The sequence below is a fragment of the Pannonibacter sp. Q-1 genome, assembly GCF_054073275.1.
Map to the genome: position 1 here is coordinate 153,976 of NZ_JBSXNB010000003.1, position 18,638 is coordinate 172,613.

13 protein-coding genes are annotated in these 18,638 nt (G+C 60.2%); 6 read left to right on the forward strand and 7 right to left on the reverse strand.

Annotated elements, in window-relative coordinates; all coding sequences use genetic code 11:
- Positions 1–5: 5 nt before the first annotated feature.
- A complete protein-coding gene (locus tag ACVNHC_RS08630) occupies positions 6–641 on the reverse strand; it encodes a helix-turn-helix transcriptional regulator (RefSeq protein WP_457166993.1) in 636 nt (211 codons plus the stop codon).
- Positions 642–734: 93 nt separating this feature from the next.
- Positions 735–968 carry a hypothetical protein gene (locus ACVNHC_RS08635; protein ID WP_457166994.1) on the reverse strand — a complete coding sequence of 78 codons (234 nt, stop codon included), beginning with the start codon at positions 966–968 and terminating at the stop codon, positions 735–737.
- Between the two features lie 150 nt (positions 969–1,118).
- On the opposite strand from ACVNHC_RS08635, the gene ACVNHC_RS08640 reads away from it, so the two are divergent.
- A complete protein-coding gene (locus ACVNHC_RS08640; protein WP_457166995.1) occupies positions 1,119–3,098 on the forward strand; it encodes a putative bifunctional diguanylate cyclase/phosphodiesterase in 1,980 nt (659 codons plus the stop codon).
- 79 nt (positions 3,099–3,177) lie between these two features.
- Positions 3,178–3,459 (forward strand): DUF2293 domain-containing protein, encoded by a 282-nt coding sequence (locus ACVNHC_RS08645; protein WP_457166996.1) that lies wholly within the window; start codon positions 3,178–3,180, stop codon positions 3,457–3,459.
- Positions 3,460–3,495: 36 nt separating this feature from the next.
- Here the strand turns inward: ACVNHC_RS08645 and ACVNHC_RS08650 are convergent, their stop codons facing one another.
- On the reverse strand, positions 3,496–3,870 hold the full coding sequence (locus tag ACVNHC_RS08650; RefSeq protein WP_050474299.1) for a RidA family protein: 375 nt from the start codon (positions 3,868–3,870) through the stop codon (positions 3,496–3,498).
- 512 nt (positions 3,871–4,382) lie between these two features.
- Here ACVNHC_RS08650 and ACVNHC_RS08655 point away from each other — a divergent pair.
- Both ACVNHC_RS08655 and ACVNHC_RS08660 read left to right on the forward strand, forming a co-directional pair.
- Complete coding sequence (locus ACVNHC_RS08655) at positions 4,383–6,059, forward strand: methyl-accepting chemotaxis protein (protein WP_058899322.1); 1,677 nt, start codon at positions 4,383–4,385, stop codon at positions 6,057–6,059.
- Positions 6,060–6,275: 216 nt separating this feature from the next.
- Positions 6,276–7,529, forward strand: coding sequence for an alpha/beta hydrolase family protein (locus tag ACVNHC_RS08660; protein WP_457166997.1), 1,254 nt, complete (start codon positions 6,276–6,278; stop codon positions 7,527–7,529).
- 14 nt (positions 7,530–7,543) lie between these two features.
- Here ACVNHC_RS08660 and ACVNHC_RS08665 read toward each other — a convergent pair whose 3' ends face one another.
- Positions 7,544–8,182 (reverse strand): MOSC domain-containing protein, encoded by a 639-nt coding sequence (locus tag ACVNHC_RS08665; RefSeq protein WP_457166998.1) that lies wholly within the window; start codon positions 8,180–8,182, stop codon positions 7,544–7,546.
- Between the two features lie 179 nt (positions 8,183–8,361).
- On the opposite strand from ACVNHC_RS08665, the gene ACVNHC_RS08670 reads away from it, so the two are divergent.
- Both ACVNHC_RS08670 and ACVNHC_RS08675 read left to right on the forward strand, forming a co-directional pair.
- Positions 8,362–9,816: a hypothetical protein gene (locus ACVNHC_RS08670; protein WP_457166999.1), complete on the forward strand. Its 1,455-nt coding sequence runs from the start codon at positions 8,362–8,364 to the stop codon at positions 9,814–9,816.
- Positions 9,817–9,980: 164 nt separating this feature from the next.
- Positions 9,981–12,230 (forward strand): mechanosensitive ion channel family protein, encoded by a 2,250-nt coding sequence (locus ACVNHC_RS08675; protein WP_457167000.1) that lies wholly within the window; start codon positions 9,981–9,983, stop codon positions 12,228–12,230.
- A gap of 10 nt (positions 12,231–12,240) precedes the next feature.
- Here the strand turns inward: ACVNHC_RS08675 and ACVNHC_RS08680 are convergent, their stop codons facing one another.
- The 3 genes from ACVNHC_RS08680 to ACVNHC_RS08690 form a co-directional block, all read right to left on the reverse strand.
- A complete protein-coding gene (locus ACVNHC_RS08680) occupies positions 12,241–15,267 on the reverse strand; it encodes a pentapeptide repeat-containing protein (RefSeq protein WP_457167001.1) in 3,027 nt (1,008 codons plus the stop codon).
- Between the two features lie 248 nt (positions 15,268–15,515).
- Complete coding sequence (ettA, locus tag ACVNHC_RS08685) at positions 15,516–17,165, reverse strand: energy-dependent translational throttle protein EttA (protein ID WP_457167002.1); 1,650 nt, start codon at positions 17,163–17,165, stop codon at positions 15,516–15,518.
- A 140-nt stretch (positions 17,166–17,305) separates the two neighbouring features.
- Positions 17,306–18,637, reverse strand: a complete 1,332-nt coding sequence (locus ACVNHC_RS08690) for an NAD(P)/FAD-dependent oxidoreductase (RefSeq protein WP_457167003.1) — start codon at positions 18,635–18,637, stop codon at positions 17,306–17,308.
- Position 18,638: the final 1 nt, after the last annotated feature.

An 18,638-nucleotide genomic window follows, 5' to 3' on the forward strand; every position in this document is an offset into this window, starting at 1 on the left:
CTCCCTCAGGCAGCAGCCCGCTCGCGAATGCGGTAGACACAGCGCCGTCCGCCGGACAGCAGATGCTCGCAGCGCTCGATTTCGGCCTGCGGCCCGAGGACACTGGCAAAAAGCGACAGTTCCGACCGGCAAAGCCCCTGACAAACGGACGCCGCCGCGCAGATGGAACAGTGGTTCTCGATAAAGAGCCAGCTGCCGTCCGCGTCCCGCTCGACTTCGGCCATATAGCCCTCCCGGTTGCGCAGATCCGCAAGACAGGACAACCGGTCGGACAGCGCTGAAGCTCCAGCCAGTTCCTTTTCGTAACTCGCCTGCATTTCCTTCTCGCGGAAGGCAATCAGGTCCTCTACCCCTTGCGCGCCGTAAAGCTCCCGCAGGCCGGAGAGCAGCGACAGGATCAGGGCCGAATGGTTGTCCGGAAAACGGGCATGGCCGGCAGCACTCAGCGCCCAGACGCGGCGCGGACGACCGACGGCCCCCTTCATGTCCTCGAAGTCAACCAGTTCCTCCTGCAGCAGCCCGTCCAGATGCTGGCGCACGGCAACAGGCGTGACGGAGAGCGATGCGGCGAGTTCCGCCGCAGTCTGCGGGCCGCCAGCCTTCAGGGCGTTGAGAATACGGGTGCGGGTTCTGTCTGACATGGGCTGAACATAGCACGGGATCGGTCATATAAAAAGATTTTACTTTTCATATTCCGGAATCTAATTTAGAAAGAAAAAACTTTCTTTATAGGGTCAGCCATGTTCCTCGATCGCGCTTTCCAGTTTGCCAGCACCCTTGCCGTTTTTGCTGCAAGGCACATCACGCGTCCAGCCGGCAGGCGTGGGTGCCACCCGCAACTGCGTGACTTGCCCCCCGAACTCCTTGATGACATTGCACTTCCCCAGAGAGTTCGCGAATTGCTGCAGCGCGAAGAAAACCGGCAGCAACGAAGCCTGCCCCTTCTTTTCCGGCGATGGAAAGATCACGGTGGAACTCAACAATTCTAAAGAAATGCCGCCACCGGAGATGAATGTACCCTTGCGAGATCATCGCAAAAAACGCTAGGGCATGTTAAATGCAGGTTATTACTTTGACCTCATACTCTGTAGAAGAGGAGAGTTCGAAGAGTGACAACGATGCGCCGATTTCTTGACTGGATGACTTTGTCAGGCCAGCAACCGGAAATCCTTCTGGCACAGTTCAGGGAACTGCGCCGGCAGGTGCCGCTTCTCTATGCCTTGCTGATGGTCAACGCGGGCGCCGTGTCTTTTACACATTACGGTCTGGCCCCGGACTATCTGACGATCTGGCTGCTCCTGCCGCTTTTCATCATCTGTTCAGTGCGGGCCGTGGCCTGGCTGCGCCGGTCTGCTGATGCCGTGTCTCCAGAGGAAGCCCTTTACCAGCTGCGCCGGACCCTCTTTCTGAGCGGCGTTCTGGCGCTTGCATATGTGACCTGGTCGCTGGCGCTCGACAGCTATGGCGGACCGCTGGAGCGCGGGCATGTCGCCCTCTTCATCGCCATCACGGTGGTCGGCTGCATCTTCTGCCTGATGAACCTGCCTCAGGCTGCGCTTCTGGTGATGGCGCTGGTGACAGTGCCCTACATTGTCTACTACAGCCGCCTTGATCTGACGGTCTTTCACGCCATCTCGATGAATATTTTCCTCGTCAGCCTTGTGCTGATCCAGGTGCTGTTCAATGGCCACAAGGCCTTCACGAACGTGATCCAGGCGCAGCGGGCACTGGCGCAGAAGCAGCAGGAGACCGAGCGGCTGAGCGAGGAAAACGCCATCCTCGCCCATACGGATGTGCTCACCGGCCTGCCGAACCGCCGCCATTTCTTTTCTGCCCTGCAAAAACGCATCCAGGACGCCTCCTCAACGCACACCAGCTTTGCTGTCGGCGTCCTTGACCTTGACCGGTTCAAGCCGGTGAACGACACCTATGGCCACCATTTTGGCGACCTTCTGCTGGCAGAAGCGGGTGACCGGCTGAAGGGACTGGTCAGCAGCAGCACCCGGCTTCAGATCAGCCGCCTCGGCGGCGACGAGTTCGGCATGATCATCGAGGCTCCGGCTGAGGATCTGGAGGCGCTTGGCCAATCGATCTGCGACATCATCGCAACCCCTTATGAAATTGAGGGAATTTTTGTCCGGATTGGCTGCTCCTGCGGCCTCGCGGTTTTCCCGGATGCCGGGCGCACGGTCCACGAACTGTTCGACCGTTCTGACTACGCGCTTTACAACTCCAAGACCGGACGGCGCGGTCAGGCGACGCTTTATTCCGTGGAACATGAAAGACAGATCCGCTCTGACCGGGCAATCGAGAGCGCCCTGCAAGGCGCAGATCTTGAAGAGGAATTCGAGGTCTATCTGCAGCCGATCCTCGACCTGCAGAAAGGCAGCATCACCGGTTTTGAAGCGCTTGCCCGCTGGCACAGCCCCCTTCTCGGTCAGGTCCCGCCGGATCAGTTCATCCCGCAGGCGGAGCGCTCCGGCCTGATGCGGCGCCTCACCATCTCGCTTTTTGGCAAGGCGCTGGCGGCGATGAGCCAATTGCCGCCGCATCTCTCCCTGTCCTTCAACCTGTCGGCCCACGACATCACCAGCAAGGAAACGGTGCTCACCTTGCTCGCCCTGCTGGGGCGCAGCAGCATCCAGCCGCACCGGCTGATATTCGAGATCACGGAAACGGCGGTGATGCGCAGCTACGAGAGCGCCGAGCAGTCCATGCGCCTGCTGCGCCAGACAGGCGCAAGGCTGGCTCTCGATGATTTCGGCACCGGCTATTCGAGCCTTGGCTATCTGCACCGGCTGCCGATCGACCGGGTGAAGATCGACAAGAGTTTCGTTTCAGGCATCAATGACCCGAGCGGCCACGGCATCGTCTCGTCGATCATTGCCCTGTGCCGCTCCATGTCCTTAGATTGTGTGGTGGAAGGCATCGAGACCGAAGCCCAGCGCGACCGGCTGCACAGCCTTGGCTGCCGGTATATCCAGGGCTACCTGATCGCCCGGCCCATGCCCGCCAGAGAAGCAGCCGCATGGCTGGAACACGCGGACTATCATCAGCCCGCAGCCCGGCAAGGTGTGGTATCCCTGCCTCTGAACTGAGGATCAGGAGACACGGCCGGTGCCGGATGAAACCGAACCTGCGGTGCCCCGGACCGGAGGCACGCGCCGACAGAAAGACATGCGCAAGGCGCTGCGCCAGCTGGCCCCGCGCATTCCCTTGTTTGATGCACAGGCCGTTCTGTTCGGTGCCATGGCCGGACATCTGCGCCACCTGCCGCCATCCATTGCCGTGCAGCAGGCCCTGACCTCCCACATCCGCCACACCGCCACCGAATATGACGCCCTGCTTGCCGAAGGCTACGACCGGGATTCGGCCCGGCATTTCGTGCTGGATGATATCAATGACCAGCTCGCAGACTGGGGCTCCGGCCTGCGCATCACCGAAGCAGACGGGGACTGAGCCCCGCCTCATATCAGATGCCCGGGCACTGACGCTTCACGGCCGCCGCGCAACGAGATCGATTTCCACCAGCGCATGAACGGCAAGACCGGTTACGCCGATGCAGGTGCGTGCGGGCAGCTTGCCCGGCGCGAAATAACTGCTGTAGGTCTCGTTCATCAGCGCATAGTCGCGGTGGAAGTCCGTCAGATAGACGCGGGCCATGGTCACATGCTCCAGCCCGAGCCCCACACCCGCCAGAACCAGCTTCAGGTTCTCCATCACCCGTGCCGTCTGGGCGGCAATCCCCTCCGGCAGCGGCGCATCCGGGGCAGCCGGATCTGTCGGCATCTGCCCGGTGATAAACACCCAGCCATCGGCCTCGACGGCATGGGAGAACGGCGCCACGGGACGCGGCCCGCCGGAAATCATGTGATGGATCGGCAGCAAATCAGTCCCCTTTGTCTGTTATCTCCGCTGCACCGGCAGAATCCGGACAGTCCGGCGCGCCCTTTGACGCATTCCGGACGCCGATCTAACAGGGATTCTTCACGCCGGGCCAGAGCCTCGGCACAGAAGAGAGCCACAGAACAACTTGCGCATAACCCGCAAGGCAAGCACAGCTCCAAGACATGGAACTGCCAGAAGCCGCCATCATCGGTATTTTTCCAGACGCAGCGGCATCCGTCCGCGCAGCTCATGGAGAGACACGTCAACAGGACTGACGGTGATCTTTTTCGTTTGCATGCAAATAAAAAGAATGCAGCCTACCCCTCACTCAAATCAATCTAAATACTTCAAAGAAAGCGCCAGAAACAAAAATAACTCTGCGTATTTTTCAAACTTTAAAAACAAAACTCCAAACCTCGGCAAAGCTTCCAATTAATTTCATGTAAAGATTCTGATGTTTTGATCCGTAACACTTTCACGCGAGGGGCGGACGAATGACGATCAAGCAGAAGATGCTCGTTTTGTCGCTGATGGCACTCAGTGCCGTTTTGCTGACCGGGCTAATACAGATTTTTTCACTGCGCAGCACGATGCTCGAAGACCGGCGCGATCTGATCCGCTCACAGGTGGAGACGGCACAGAGCGTCGTGAAGGCCATTGCCGAGGAAGCCAAGGCAGCCGGTGTGCCGCTTGAGACGGCCCAGGCCAACGCGAAGGCCGTGCTGCGCACCATGCGCTTCAACGGCAATGACTATTTCCTCGCCATCGATGCCAGCCCGGCCAATCAGGGCCTCATTCTGGCGCATCCGAGCGCATCCGTCGAAGGCAAGAACCTGTGGAACTCCAAGGACCCTGCCGGCAATCTCTTTGTCCAGGGCGAGATCGAAGCCGGGCGCAAGGGCGGCGGCTTCTCCGAATTCCTGTTTCCGCGCCTGAATGAGACGGTGGCAGCTCCCAAGCTTGCCTACACCATGAATTATGACCCGTGGCAGTGGGCCATCACGTCCGCACTCTACATCGACGACATCAGCGCCGCCTTCTATTCGGAACTCTTCACGATGCTGATGTGGATGGTGCCGCTGATCCTGGCGATTGCCGCAGGCACATTCGTGCTCTCCAACAGCATCACCCGCCCGCTGGAGGCCATCACCAGCGTGACGCGGCAGCTGGCCGACGGCAACATGACCGTCACCATCCCCGGCACCGGCCGCAAGGACGAGATCGGCCATATGGCAGAGGCCACGGAAATCTTCCGTGACACGATGATCCGCGCCCGTGATCTGGCCCAGTCTCAGGCGGCCGAACAGACCCAGCGCGAGGCGCGTGCCCTGCATATCGAGGAACTGACCCGCAGCTTCGATGCGAGTGCCGCAGCGCTTCTGCAGGCGGTTACCCAGTCCGCCTCCGGCATGGAAGGCAGCGCCCGCAACATGGCCCGCATTGCCGAAGGCACCAACTCCAGCTCGACCGCCGTTGCCTCGGCGGCGCAGCAGGCCGCCGCCAATGTGCAGACGGTTGCCTCCGCAACGGAAGAGCTGAGTTCTTCCATCTCCGAAATTGCGTCCCAGGTTTCCCGTTCCTCGCAGATCGCCATGCAGGCGGTGGACGAGGCCCGGCGCACGGACGGCCAGATCCAGGGCCTTGCCAACGCAGCCAACAAGATTGGCGAAGTGGTGGACCTCATCCGCGCCATCGCCGAGCAGACCAACCTCCTTGCCCTGAACGCCACCATCGAGGCGGCGCGTGCGGGCGAAGCAGGCCGGGGCTTTGCCGTGGTGGCGGCCGAGGTGAAGGAACTGGCCTCGCAGACATCCAAGGCAACCGAGGAAATCACCACGCAGATTTCGGCCATCCAGTCGGAAACGCGGGTGGCCGTGGACGCGGTGCAATCCATCGGCAAGACGGTGGAAGAGATGAACCACATTGCGGCCGCCATCTCGGCATCCGTCGAGGAACAGGGTGCTGCCACCAGCGAAATCGCCCGCAACGTCGAGCAGGCCTCGCGCGGGACGCAGGATGTGACGGACAACATCCTAGAAGTCTCCCACGCGGCCAGCGAAACCCGCGGCGCCGCCACCAGTGTGGAACAGGCCGCAGCAGCGGTGACGCGCGACGCGCTGGCGCTTCGCACCGAGGTGGAAAGTTTCCTCAGCGGCGTCCGCGCCGCCTGACGGACAGAACAAGCGTTCTGGCTGAAAAGGCCGGGTCCCCGTGGCCCGGCCTTTTCGTTGCCACAGGACGGGCACAATGAGGCCGCACTATCCCGGCACAAGTTGCATCCGGAACACTTTCACGCTTGCATTTCCTTCGAGGTCATCATGAAAATCAGGCACTTGCTGGCAGTGGCCCCGCTGCTTCTCTCCCTCGCTGTCCCCCCTGGATCTGCAATGGCCGAAAACAGAATAGACACCATCCGCCCCGATGCCCCCGTGCTTGCGGCCTATGGAAGCTATGGGGTTGGCGTGACGACCATCGAGCTGACCAATCCGGGTCAGATCGATGTGCTGAACTCGGAGCCTGGCAAGGAGCCTGTCCTCTATGACAGACCGCTGACGGTCGAGGTGTTCTATCCGGCTGCCGCCGATGCAAAGCCCACCCCGCTCAAGGCGATGATGCGGGACGGCAGCACGATGATCGAACTCAGCGGCCGCGCCTCGCGCGCCGCCGAACCGGACCTGAGCGGCGCGCCCTATCCGCTGGTCATCATCTCCCACGGCTATCCGGGCAACCGCTTCCTGATGAGCCCGCTGGCGGAGAACCTTGCCAGCAAGGGCTTTGTCGTTGCCTCCATCGACCACACCGAATCCACCTATGACAACAGGGCCGCTTTCATCTCGACACTGGTCAACCGTCCGCTGGACCAGATGTTTGTGCTCAATGCCATGGATGAGCTGGGCAAGACGCCGGGCGGCCCGCTGGAGGGGCTTCTGTCCACCGAACGGACCGGCCTCATCGGCTATTCCATGGGCGGTTACGGCACGCTGATTTCCGGCGGCGCGGGCCTTGCCGATTTTGCCCGCGAGGCTTCATGGGCTGATGGCAAGGGCGCGTTCCTTGAGCGCCATCTCGCCGGAAGCGAGAGCCATGAAGCGCTGGTCGATCCGCGCCTCAAGGCCATTGTCTCCGTCGGCCCCTGGGCGCGCAAATCCAATGCCATGAATGCCGACGGTCTTGGCGGCTTGCGGGTTCCGGCGCTGATCGTGGGCGGCAATCAGGACGAGATTTCCGGCTACAGCGACGGCATCCGCAAGATCTGGCAGGAAGCCAAGGGCGCCGACCGCTATCTGCTGACCTTCGTCAATGCGGGCCACAATGCCGCCGCCCCCATGCCCGCTCCGGCAGAAAGCTACGCCTTCAGCGAGGCCATCGGCTTCCCGCCGTTCCAGCATTATGCCGATCCGGTGTGGGACAGCGTGCGGATGAACAACATCCTCCAGCACTTCACCACCGCCTTCCTCAACATCAACCTCAAGAGCAAGACGGACGAGGGCAAATACCTCAAGCTCCTGCCCTATGCGGAGGATGGCGTCTGGTCGATGAATGCGGATGGCAAGCCCAACGCGGACCACACCTACTGGGAAGGCTTCCCGCAAGGCAGTGCCATCGGCCTGCGCTTCGAGCACCTGGAGAAAGGGGAGTAACCCCTTCCCCCCAATCAGCCCGGATAGATCCAGTGCTCCGGCAGATGCGCCGTAATGGCATCGCCCGGCAGGACGCGCCCCGGCAGTTCGACGAAAGCGACAAGGCCGCGCAGATATTGCGCGGTCTTCGGGAACAGCAGATCGAGCCCTTCGCGCTCCGGCACATGCTCCGCAATCTTCCGGCCAGCCGCCCGGCAGGGTGAATTGTAGCCATCCACCCGCAAAACAGCCCCGCTCTCAAACACGAGCCGGGTGCGCGGCGGCAGCAGGCTGAGGCTGGGGATGCCTTGCGTCACCACATTGCCGCCGATCCAGCCGGCGGGCAGCGCGTCCAGTTCCATCCGCGAGGCAATCAGCGCCAGTTCCTCCACCGACAGGATGGAGAGCTGACGCTCGTTCACCATCACCGTGCCGCGGGAATACCAGGGCTCGCGCCCGCCCGAGCGCCGGGTGCGTCCGCCATGCCGGTCGCCTTCGATGCCGTCAAAGCCAAGATCCAGCGCCGCGCAGGTCTCCGTCGCAAAATCTGACTTCTTCGCCGTTCGCAGCACTTCGGCCGTCTTGCCGGAAATCTTGCGCGCAGGAACGCGCTGCAGCCGCGCCAGCCTGTCCTCAAGCGCCGCATGCCCGGCCTCACCTGTCTCCACACTCATGACGCCTTGCCCCTCAAGTTTTCCGGCTTCACCCAAGGCCGGATAATTAGCGCATGCAGGCGGGAGCGGCCAATGAATTGGCGTGAAGTGAGTATCACGCAAATTGCACGGCGAAGGCGCACAATCTCGGCCGCATTGCGTCCTGCCGGAGGAGGAACAGACCCTCCAAGGAGATCCGAATGAGCACCAGCAGCGTCACCCTGAATCTCGTCAATCTGCGCGGGAAGCCAACGGCCGCAGACGAGGATATCTACATCCTGCTGACCGGCGAGGACGTCACAGGTCTGACCGGCATCACGCTTGGCGCGGTTACGTCCCTGTCGCAGATCACGAACGCCGCCATCAGCTTCACCACCATCAAATCCGGACGGCTCTATGCGGGGCTCGGCCCGTTCCCCAATCCGCCCACCCCGACCGGCGGCATCTATTACGGCTGGATAGAGTTCAGCTGCCTGACGGCGGGAGACAACCTCTGGATCAACATGTCGAATGTGGATCTGCTCGGCCTGCCGCTCGCCATTGCGGGCACGGAGGCCGGAGGGGGCAGCTTCTCGCTCGGCTACAAGGACCCGATGACCCCTACCCTCATCAACACCATGAAGAATTCGGTTCTGACGAAACATGGACAGGGCGCAGTGATCACCACGGTTTCCGGTCAGCAGCTGGTGATCGGGCCCACCATCATACCCTCAGCATATCCCGACATGACCCCCTACGTGGTGAGCCTCGTCAAGGCGAATGCCCCCGTTACGATCATCTCCGACACCCCGCCCGGCGGTTCTCCCGAGACCTTTACCGGCAACTTCCAGGCAGCCGATCCGAAAACCGGCGTGATCCTCTCCCTGAAGGGCGACCAGGGCGACACATTCGAGCTGACGGCGATCAACCTCAGCAGTTCGATCATCTACCGCTGCGATGGCGGCACCATCATCTTCAATGGCCGCGTCGTGCCGCAGAACCGCACCGCAACGAATGATCCATCGGGCCAGCCCGCCTCCCAGATCATCAGCAACTCGGTGTTCCGCAACCTGATGATCGGCTTCAACGAGGGCTATTTCACCACCGCCGGGCCCAACAACTCCAGCCAGTTTCCGGGCCAGACGCCTTTCGCCGGCGGGAATGGCAACCTCTATGCGCAGGCGATCCACAACGGCACCAATTCCTATGGTTATCCTTACGCGGACAGCAATCTGAAGGTGCTCATCCAGGCAGATCCGGCCCAGCCGGTGACCGTCTCGGTCCTCGCCGACAGCATGGCCTATGGCTACACGGACAATCCGGGCGGCGGCAGCAATCAGCCCTCCAGCGGCACCTACCAGTTCGGCATCGGGTCAGGCAGCGGCGCGCTGGGGCCAATCCGCATCGGTAACTGGGTCTATGAGCCTTCCGCCAACACGGCGGGAAGCCCGGGAGGCGCCTACGGCGGCTTCCTGCCGGACCTGACGGAGTGGACACAGATGCAGTTCACCGGCGCCGGCCCCGGCGCTTACATCTGGGTGAAGAACGGCAAGATCGAAACAGGCGGCTGCCTGAATACCGCCGGCAGCTGGAATGACAGCAAGACCGTCTACAGCTGGCCAGCCAACCTGCAATGGGTGCCGGGAGCCATAGCACCCGCCAAGCCCACAAGTTGAGACACCGCCTGCCGCAGCAGCAGCCCTCGGCTGCGGCAGGCCTTCAAAAAGACAGCAGACGTAAACACTCTGGCATTACCATGCGTCCCCAACGGCATGCTGGGGCAGCCTGTAGGGACTGGGGGCGTGGAATGATGGCGTTTGCGGGCAAAGTTGGACACGGGTTGACAGCGGCAGCGCACCGCTTCTCCAGCATGATCCTGTGCCTGAGCCTGGCTGCCGCCCTCACCGGCGCCGCAGCTTCAGGCCCCGCCTCGGCCCAAGACACGGCAACAGGCAGCAGCGCGGCAGCCATCGCCATGAATGACGCGATGCAGGAGAGTTTCCAGCTGCGCGGCGCGCTGCAGCAGCTGGCCGCAGAACTGCCCACCCTGCCGGGAAAAATGGCGGCAACGCTCCGCGCCATGTCGCCGGATGGCTCGCTGGGCTGGCTCTGGTCCGCCTTTGCCCTATTGGCAGCAGCGCTGGTTGCGGGCTTAGCCGTGCAGGCCCTGTTCCGCCGCTGGGCAGAGGCGGTCTATCTTCACCGCTTTCCCCCGGCGCCCGAAACCCGCGCGGGCAAGGTCGCTTTCCTGCTCGGGCGCGGCACGGTGATGCTGCTGGAACTGGCCGTTTTCCTGATCACAGCCTGGCTGGTGGCCGTGCTGCTGCATGAGGATCTGCATGCCTCCCGGGTGACCGTGCAGACCGGCATTCTGGGCTTCACCGCCTGGAGCCTGATCCGGCTGATCCTGTTCAACATCATTGCGCCGGACACCCCCTCCTGCCGCATGCTGGCCTTTGACGATCAGTCCGCCGCAAGGCTCAACACGGCGCTGGTCACCGGGCTCGGCCTCTCGGCCTTCGTCATCTCGCTCTCCATCTGGATGCGCGCCCTCGGGCTGGAGGCCAGTGCGCACAAGGTAGCGCTTGTCTTCTCTGCCGCCCTGTCGACCTGCATTCTCTCCACCATTGCCATTGTCTGGCGCAAGAGCGTCGCCAATGCCATCATGGGGGGCGCAGAAGACGAAAGCGCAGTGCACACTGCCCTCCACTTCATCGCCACCATCTGGCACGTGGTAGCGATCCTGTATTTTCTCTTCGCCTTCGGCACGGCCAGCTTCCGCATCCTTCTCGACCGGCCTTTTGCCACCGGCCTTGTCAGTGCGCCTGTGCTGGTGCTGGTGGCGGCGCTGCTGCTGCAGGCGGTGCTGATGCTGCTGATCGACCGGCTGCTGCCGCGCCTCGACACGCGCAGGGCCAAGGCCGTGCTGATGGATGACCTTGCCCGCGCCGAGACAGCGGCCGGAGAAGCCCCCGACACCACCGCCAATGCCTCGCAGGCCGAAGCCGAAGCGCTGGAGGCAGAGGCCGCCCGCGCCCCCTACCGCGCGCTTTTCGACCATGGCGCGGCCATCCTCACCCTCGTCTTTTCCGCCTGGCTGCTGCTCAAGGTCTGGGGCATCTCGATCCACGACCAAAGCTCCATCCTCGGCAATCTTGTGGAAGTGGCCATCGTCGGCTTCCTTGGCTACATGGCCTATCAGGCGGTGGAAATCGCCGTTGCGCAGGCGGTGCGGCGGGACCTCCAGCGCCCGGATGCATCCACCCGCGCGCCCGGAGAAACGGAGATTGGCGGGCACGGCGACAGCCGCCTCTCCACCCTGCTGCCGATCTTCCGCAATTTCCTGCTGATCACCATCGTGGTGATCTCCGGCATGCTGATCCTGTCGCAGCTCGGCATCGACATTGCCCCGCTCTTTGCCGGTGCCGGTGTCGTCGGCCTTGCCATCGGCTTTGGCGCGCAGACACTGATCCGCGACATCTTCTCCGGCGCCTTCTATCTGATCGATGACGCCTTCCGCAAAGGCGAGTATATCGACATCGGCAGCGCCAAGGGCACGGTCGAGAAAATCTCCATCCGCTCCATGCAGCTGCGCCACCACCGCGGCGCGCTGACGACCGTGCCCTTCGGCGAAATCAAGCACGTGCAGAATTATTCGCGCGACTGGGCCATCATGAAGCTCGCCTTCCGCGTCACCTATGACACGGACACCGAGAAGATGCGCAAGATCATCAAGAAATTCGGCCAGGACCTGCTGGATGATCCCTATTACGGGCCGATGTTCCTCGATCCGCTGAAGTCGCAGGGCATCCTCTCCATGGAGGACAGCGCCATGATTGCGCGGGTGAAGTTCATGTCAAAACCCGGCAAGCAGTTTGAGCTGCGCAAGGTGGTCTATGCCGGACTGCAGGATCTGTTCGAGAAAAACGGCATCCGCTTTGCGCACCGGGAAGTCACCGTCCGCGTCGCCGATGCAGGCGGCAACCTGCTGCCCGCCCCCACTCCGGCCCAGATCGCCAGCGCTGCCGCCGGCGCCCATGCAGGGCTTGCAGCGGCGGAAGCCGGCGGCCAGGGACAGGATCCACAGTAGCAGGCCTTTGCTACTCACTCGACATGGTCGCACGCCATGCATTCCACTCTTTGTAAATTTCGCTTGGCTTCAGAATACGGTCAGGCCAGTGCGATGGCCTTTTGAGATCAGCAGGCAAAAGGGTTGTCGTATCTCCAAAAGCCGATTTGATCTGATCTTGAGTAACATTTTGGCTTTCAGACAGGTCTGCGTCGACGAGGAGAGCCCCATCAAGCGTCGCCCCGTCAAAATCTGCTCCTGTAAACTTGGCGCCATGCAGATTAGCCATGGTGAGATCTGCATGGGATAAAGACGCTTGGGTCAAATTCGCCTCCAGCAGGCAGGCAGATCTCAGATTTGCTAGTGATAAATAAGTTTTATTAAGGTTCGATCTATTCAAATCTGCAGCACTCAAATCAGCATCAAACATTACAGCCTCACTAAAATCAGACATACAAAGATCAGCCTTCAATAAATTAGCCTTACTAAGGTCAGAAAACCTCAAAGAGGATCGACTCATATTGGCGAGCATCAAGTCTGACCGAAAAAATACAGCATAGCTAAGATCTGAAGCGCTAAAATTTACACGAGGCAAGTTAAGAGATTCAAAAAGAGAACCCACCTCATCTAAAAAAGAGAAATCAATATGTGACATAATAAGATGATGAGCCGTAGATCGATCATGCGAAATATGTAACATTTCAATGAAACGTCGGGGAGCGATCTGATCAGGCCATGCAAGTTGGATAACGTGCAATCTATCAGAATCGAAGACTGAGCCTTCCGTATTTTCCTCAGCCTCTGGACGACTAGACAAGCTCTGAGCCAGAGCATTCAAGACGGCGAGTAGTGCTCCGGCTGCATTTCTCTGCCACACCTCAGCCTTAGCCCAAGAAATAGTGTTATCTTTCTTATGGGCAGGAAACCCATGCAAAAGAACCCAGTTCATATGCTGCGTCAGATTTTCCTTGAGTTTCGTCACCCTTGGAACATTTTGCAACCGACACTCATCTTTTAGAAAGCCAAGAATTTCTGGCGTTACCGGCTGCGCGCAAAACAAATCGAGCCACTTTGGGCAAAATTCTTCAGAATCTTCGTATTTCGAGCTGAGCTCCCAACCAGCACGTAGTAATGCGCAACCAGTCAGGTACTCACCAAAGCTCTTATGAACAAATTCGAATCCTTGATCAGTATCCCCCACAGCCCTTGTATAAAATTGTGACGTAACATTCGCCAAGCTTGCGAAAGATTTCTCTTCAAATTCCTTCTTTTTACCGTAACTATGAAACTTACGATAGTTCTCATAGTTCTGCTTCGACCCAGTCCGACCACCGCCTTGCCAGATCGACAGACCCAAACATTCCATAAGATGAAGGAAGTCATCCTTGTTTAGATTGCGGCTCGCCGCATGTTCTTTTTTCTTATCCCTCTCGTGAACCTTGAGGAAAATCTGACGATAGATCAGATTTCGATTTAGAGCCGCCTCGCCAACATTCTTATCAGCATAACCAGAAAGAATGAGCAGATAAAAAAGCAATGGCTCTGACGTCAAATCCTCAAGAGCCTCAATTTCCAGAACAGAATTATCTGTACTATCTGAAAGACAAAAGGCCGTCAGGCTTCTGCTCCAATAATTATATCTATCATCATTGTTCATCAAATGCTCAGGATCGTTATATTCATACCATTCACGCAGTTCCCCTGAGCGTCGAGCATCAAGATCCAAGCAGGCTTTATCCAGCTTCTTTAGCGGCATGACGTGCAGAAGGGCTGGGAGGTCAATTTCCGCCTCGGCCATAGCTTCGGTTACGGATACGGAACGGCCAAGGACAATGGCTGCAGCCTTGAAGCCATTTCGGTTCACATCACGAAGCAAGTCTTTGACATTGCGAATGAATCTCCTTGATACGTCCCTAGCCGCATCATCACTATGCGATATTTCATCAAGACCATCAAAAACAAATAAAACAGGCTTGGCACCATCAAAATCTATCATATCGAACAGATCACCACCCAAACCTGCGCCTTCGGCGTTTAGCTTGAAGTAATCACGAATGCGGTCTCTAAAGTCATCTTTAAATCGCATATGCTGTAATTCGGCATACGCAACTTGGAATTCACCAGCCATTGCAACATCATAGGCTAGAACTCTGGAAAAGACCGACTTTCCACAGCCTGGAGGGCCAGCAACAAGCCTCATGGTATCCGCCGGGGCTGCGTTACTCTTCTTCGCGGACAGACTGGAAAGCCACGTTTTCACTGTTTCTTCGAGCAATCCAATGTTGGCGATACGCCGCATGCGCTTTTCGATAATACCATGACGACTGACAGGCGCTGTCTCGCCTTCTTCAGCATCATCGGGCACTTCAGTATGAAAATTCGACCGAAGCGGGACATAAACATCCCTTAGCGTAACCCCCGTCTCTTCTTGACCGAAGAGAGGTTTTTTGCTGAGCTTGTGATCAATCCAACTGTAATGGCGTTGCCATGCGAGCCGTTGACGAACTCCTTCCGCAACGGGGCCCTCCAAAACACTGTTGGCGTATTCCCTGAAGGCAGTTGACTTATCCGATATCCAAACCTTTCCAATCCCTTCCTGGAGGCTGACATCAAGTTGGCGCTCCAACTCACCTGGAGCAAAATCACTCTGAGGGCTGATCACCTTGATCATGTCCCGGAACATTCTGCGGAGGTCTTGGTAGGGTGAAAAACTGGTCGGCTCCCGAAGACAGTTTTCACTGAAAGCAACGTCTCCTTCCATCACAGGACCAAACTGCGCAGCGATGAGGTTTGTGTTCCAGCTTTCAGATCTAAAGTCGGCAATCTTGTACCTGCCGATCACATCCATGACCGCATACGCGAGAACCGCCTTCCAGAAACAATGTGCCGCCTGCGCCCCCGTTTGCTCCTGACGCCCCATTGCTGCAGCAGCATCGATTAGGTTCGAGATCACACCCGCCGCACTACAAAATGCGGCCTCTGCAGCCGCCTTCAGGAGTGCAACAACTGGTTCTTTGACTTTTAGAGCAGGCTGACTGGCGGCTGTAACGAGTTCCATGGAGCGATCCAATGCACGAGCTTGAAGTGTTCTCAGCAATCATAACCTTGCATGAGCACAACCTTGCAACCCCAAAAAGAGGATCAAGCGGCAAAGTCACTCATTGTCCAAAATTCTGGCCGCAAGGGCTTTTCACGTCCATAATTTTGGACATGCTTCACACTCAAAGCCCCCAAAACAAAAATCCCCGGGCCACCGGCCCGGGGATTTTCCTTTTTGCAAAACCGCAGCTCGAGGCTGCCGAAGTCTTAGCGCGTCAGCGGCTTGTACTTGATGCGGCTCGGGTCGGCGGCGTGGGCGCCGAGGCGGCGGACCTTGTCCTTCTCGTAGTCCTCGAAGTTGCCCTCGAACCATTCCACATGGCTGTTGCCTTCAAAGGCGAGCATGTGGGTGGCAAGGCGGTCGAGGAACATGCGGTCGTGCGAGATGACCACGGCGCAACCGGCGTAGTTTTCCAGCGCGTCTTCGAGGGCGGCCAGCGTCTCGGTGTCGAGGTCGTTGGTCGGCTCGTCAAGCAGCAGAACGTTGGCGCCCTGCTTCAGCACCTTGGCGAGGTGCACGCGGTTGCGCTGACCGCCGGAGAGGTCGCCCACCTTGGCCTGCTGAGCCGGGCCCTTGAAGTTGAAGGACGAGCAATAGGCGCGGGAGTTGATTTCCTTGCCATCGAGATAAATGATCTCGTTGCCGTCGGAGATTTCTTCCCAGACCGTCTTGTTCGGGTCCAGCTTGTCGCGCGACTGGTCCACATAGCCCAGATGCACGGTCTCGCCGATGATGACCTCGCCGCTGTCCGGCGTTTCATGGCCGGTGAGCATCTTGAACAGGGTGGTCTTGCCCGCGCCGTTCGGCCCGATGATGCCGACGATGCCGCCGCGCGGCAACTTGAAGGACAGGTCCTCGATGAGCAGACGGTCGCCGAAGCCCTTGGAGACGTTCTTCAGCTCGATGACGTTGGCGCCAAGGCGCTCGCCCACCGGAATGAGGATCTGCTCGATGGTCGGCATACGGCCTTCCTGCGCCGCCACCAGATCCTCATAAGCGCGGATACGCGCCTTGGACTTGGTCTGGCGGCCCTTCGGCGACATGCCCATCCACTCGCGTTCACGCGCAATCGCCTTGGAGCGGGCCATGTTCTCGCGGCCTTCCTGCTCCATGCGCTTGGTCTTCTTCTCCAGATAGGCGGAGTAGTTGCCCTCGTAGGGGATGCCCTGGCCGCGGTCCAGCTCGAGAATCCAGCCGGTGACGTTGTCGAGGAAGTAGCGGTCGTGGGTGATGATCAGCACGGAGCCCTTGAACTCGCGCAGGTGCCGCTCCAGCCAGTGGACGGTTTCAGCGTCCAGATGGTTGGTCGGTTCGTCGAGCAGCAGCAGGTCCGGCTCGCTCAAGAGCAGCTTGCACAGGGCCACGCGGCGGCGCTCACCGCCCGAAAGATTGTCCACCGGGCTGTCGGAGGGCGGGCAGCGCAGGGCTTCCATCGCCATCTCGACCTTGCTCTCAAGGTTCCACAGGTCTTCCGCGTCGATGATGTCCTGCAGCTTCGCGCCTTCCTCGGCGGTCTCGTCCGAGTAGTTCATCATCAGCTCGTTGTAACGGTCGACGATCGCCTGCTTGTGGGCGACGCCTTCCATCACGTTTTCCAGGACGGTCTTGCCCTCGTCGAGCTTCGGCTCCTGCGGCAGATAGCCGACCTTGGCGCCTTCCGCGGCCCAGGCCTCACCGGTATAGTCCTTGTCGAGGCCGGCCATGATCTTGAGCAGGGTCGACTTACCGGCGCCGTTGGGGCCGAGAATACCGATCTTGGCATCCGGGTAGAACGACAGGTGAATGTTGTCGAGCACCTTCTTGCCATTATAGGCCTTGTTGAGGCCATGCATGTGATAGATGAACTGGCGCGCCATGGGGCCTCGCATCTCCGTTTTGGAATTGTGCCGGGAATCTGATCGACAATTGATCGAAACTGGCCGCCCTTTTACGCCATGCAGCGGGCCGGGGCAATGGCGGTTGGTGAACAGGCCTTCCCTATAGACCTGCTCTCCCTTCACCCCCAGCGGTCCTTCAGCCCGTACCACCAGTAGGCCATCTGCAGGTAGTGGCGGCGCAGGGCGGGCAGCGGGAAACGGCGCAGGGGCGTGCGGACCGGCAGCGGCAGTTGCCAGGGGGAGCGGGCCTCCAGCGCCAGTTCCGCCGCCAGCGACCCGGCATAGGAGCCCATGGCCACGCCGTTGCCGTGATAGGCGAGCGCTGCAAAGACGCCGGGCATGGCCGGTATGGGGCCGATATAGGGATTGAGATCCAGCGCCAGGCACACCCGCCCGGACCAGTGATGCGTTGCCTCCACATGGGCAAGCGCCGGGAACAGCCGGTCGAAGCCCTCACGGATGGCAAGGCGCAGCCGCGCCTCTTCCCCAGCCGTGCCGAAAATGCCGCCGCGCATGCCGAACAGCATCCGCCCGTCCGGCAGCAGGCGGAAATAATGCAGCAGCGTGCGGGCATCGGAGGCCATCACGGGGCTGGTCCAGCCCTGTGTCACCATCTCCACAGCCGTCAGCGGCCGGGTGACCATGACATTGGACAGCACCGGCAGCAGACGCCCTTCCAGCCAGGGCAGCAGGCTCTCGTCCGTATAGCCGTTGCTGGCGAGGATCACGCGGCGGGCATGGACGGTGCCCTTCGGCGTATCCAGCCGCCAGCGGCCCAGCTCCGGCCGGATATCCGTCACCGGCGAGCGGGCAAAGATGGGCTGGCCCGCCGCACGCAGCGCCCTTGCAAGGCCGCGCACATATTTCAACGGATGAAGGCCGAAGCCGTGAGGATAGAACAGCCCGCCATATGTGCCCGACGCCCTCAGGCCTCTCGCCTCCAGTGCCGTTTCATCCAGCATCTGCGTGCCGAGGCCGAAGCGGGCATTGACGAAGGCGCCCTCCTCCTCCAGCGCCTTCAGGGCAGAGCGCTTGTGCGCCAGAACCACCTCGCCGCTGCCCGAACGGTCCGCATGGATGGAATGCGTGTCCAGCAGCGCTGCAACATGATCAATCGCCTCGCGCTGCATGTGGGAGAAACGCTCGGCCTCCCGCCCGCCATAGCTTTCCACCATGTCTTCGGGCGAGCGCTTGGAGCCGCCAAGGCAACAGAAGCCGCCGTTGCGGCCCGAGGCGCCGAAGCCCACGTGATGGCGGTCCAGCACCACGGTGGAAGCGCCCAGCGCCTGCGCCCGCAAGGCCGCGTTAAGCCCGGTGAAGCCCGCACCGATGATGGCCACATCCACCGCCAGTGCCTCTTCCAGCTCCGGATCTGCATGATCATACGGGGCGGCACCGGCAGCGCTGTCTTCCCAGTAACTGCCGGTGGGTCCGCCGCCGTCTGCCTGCATG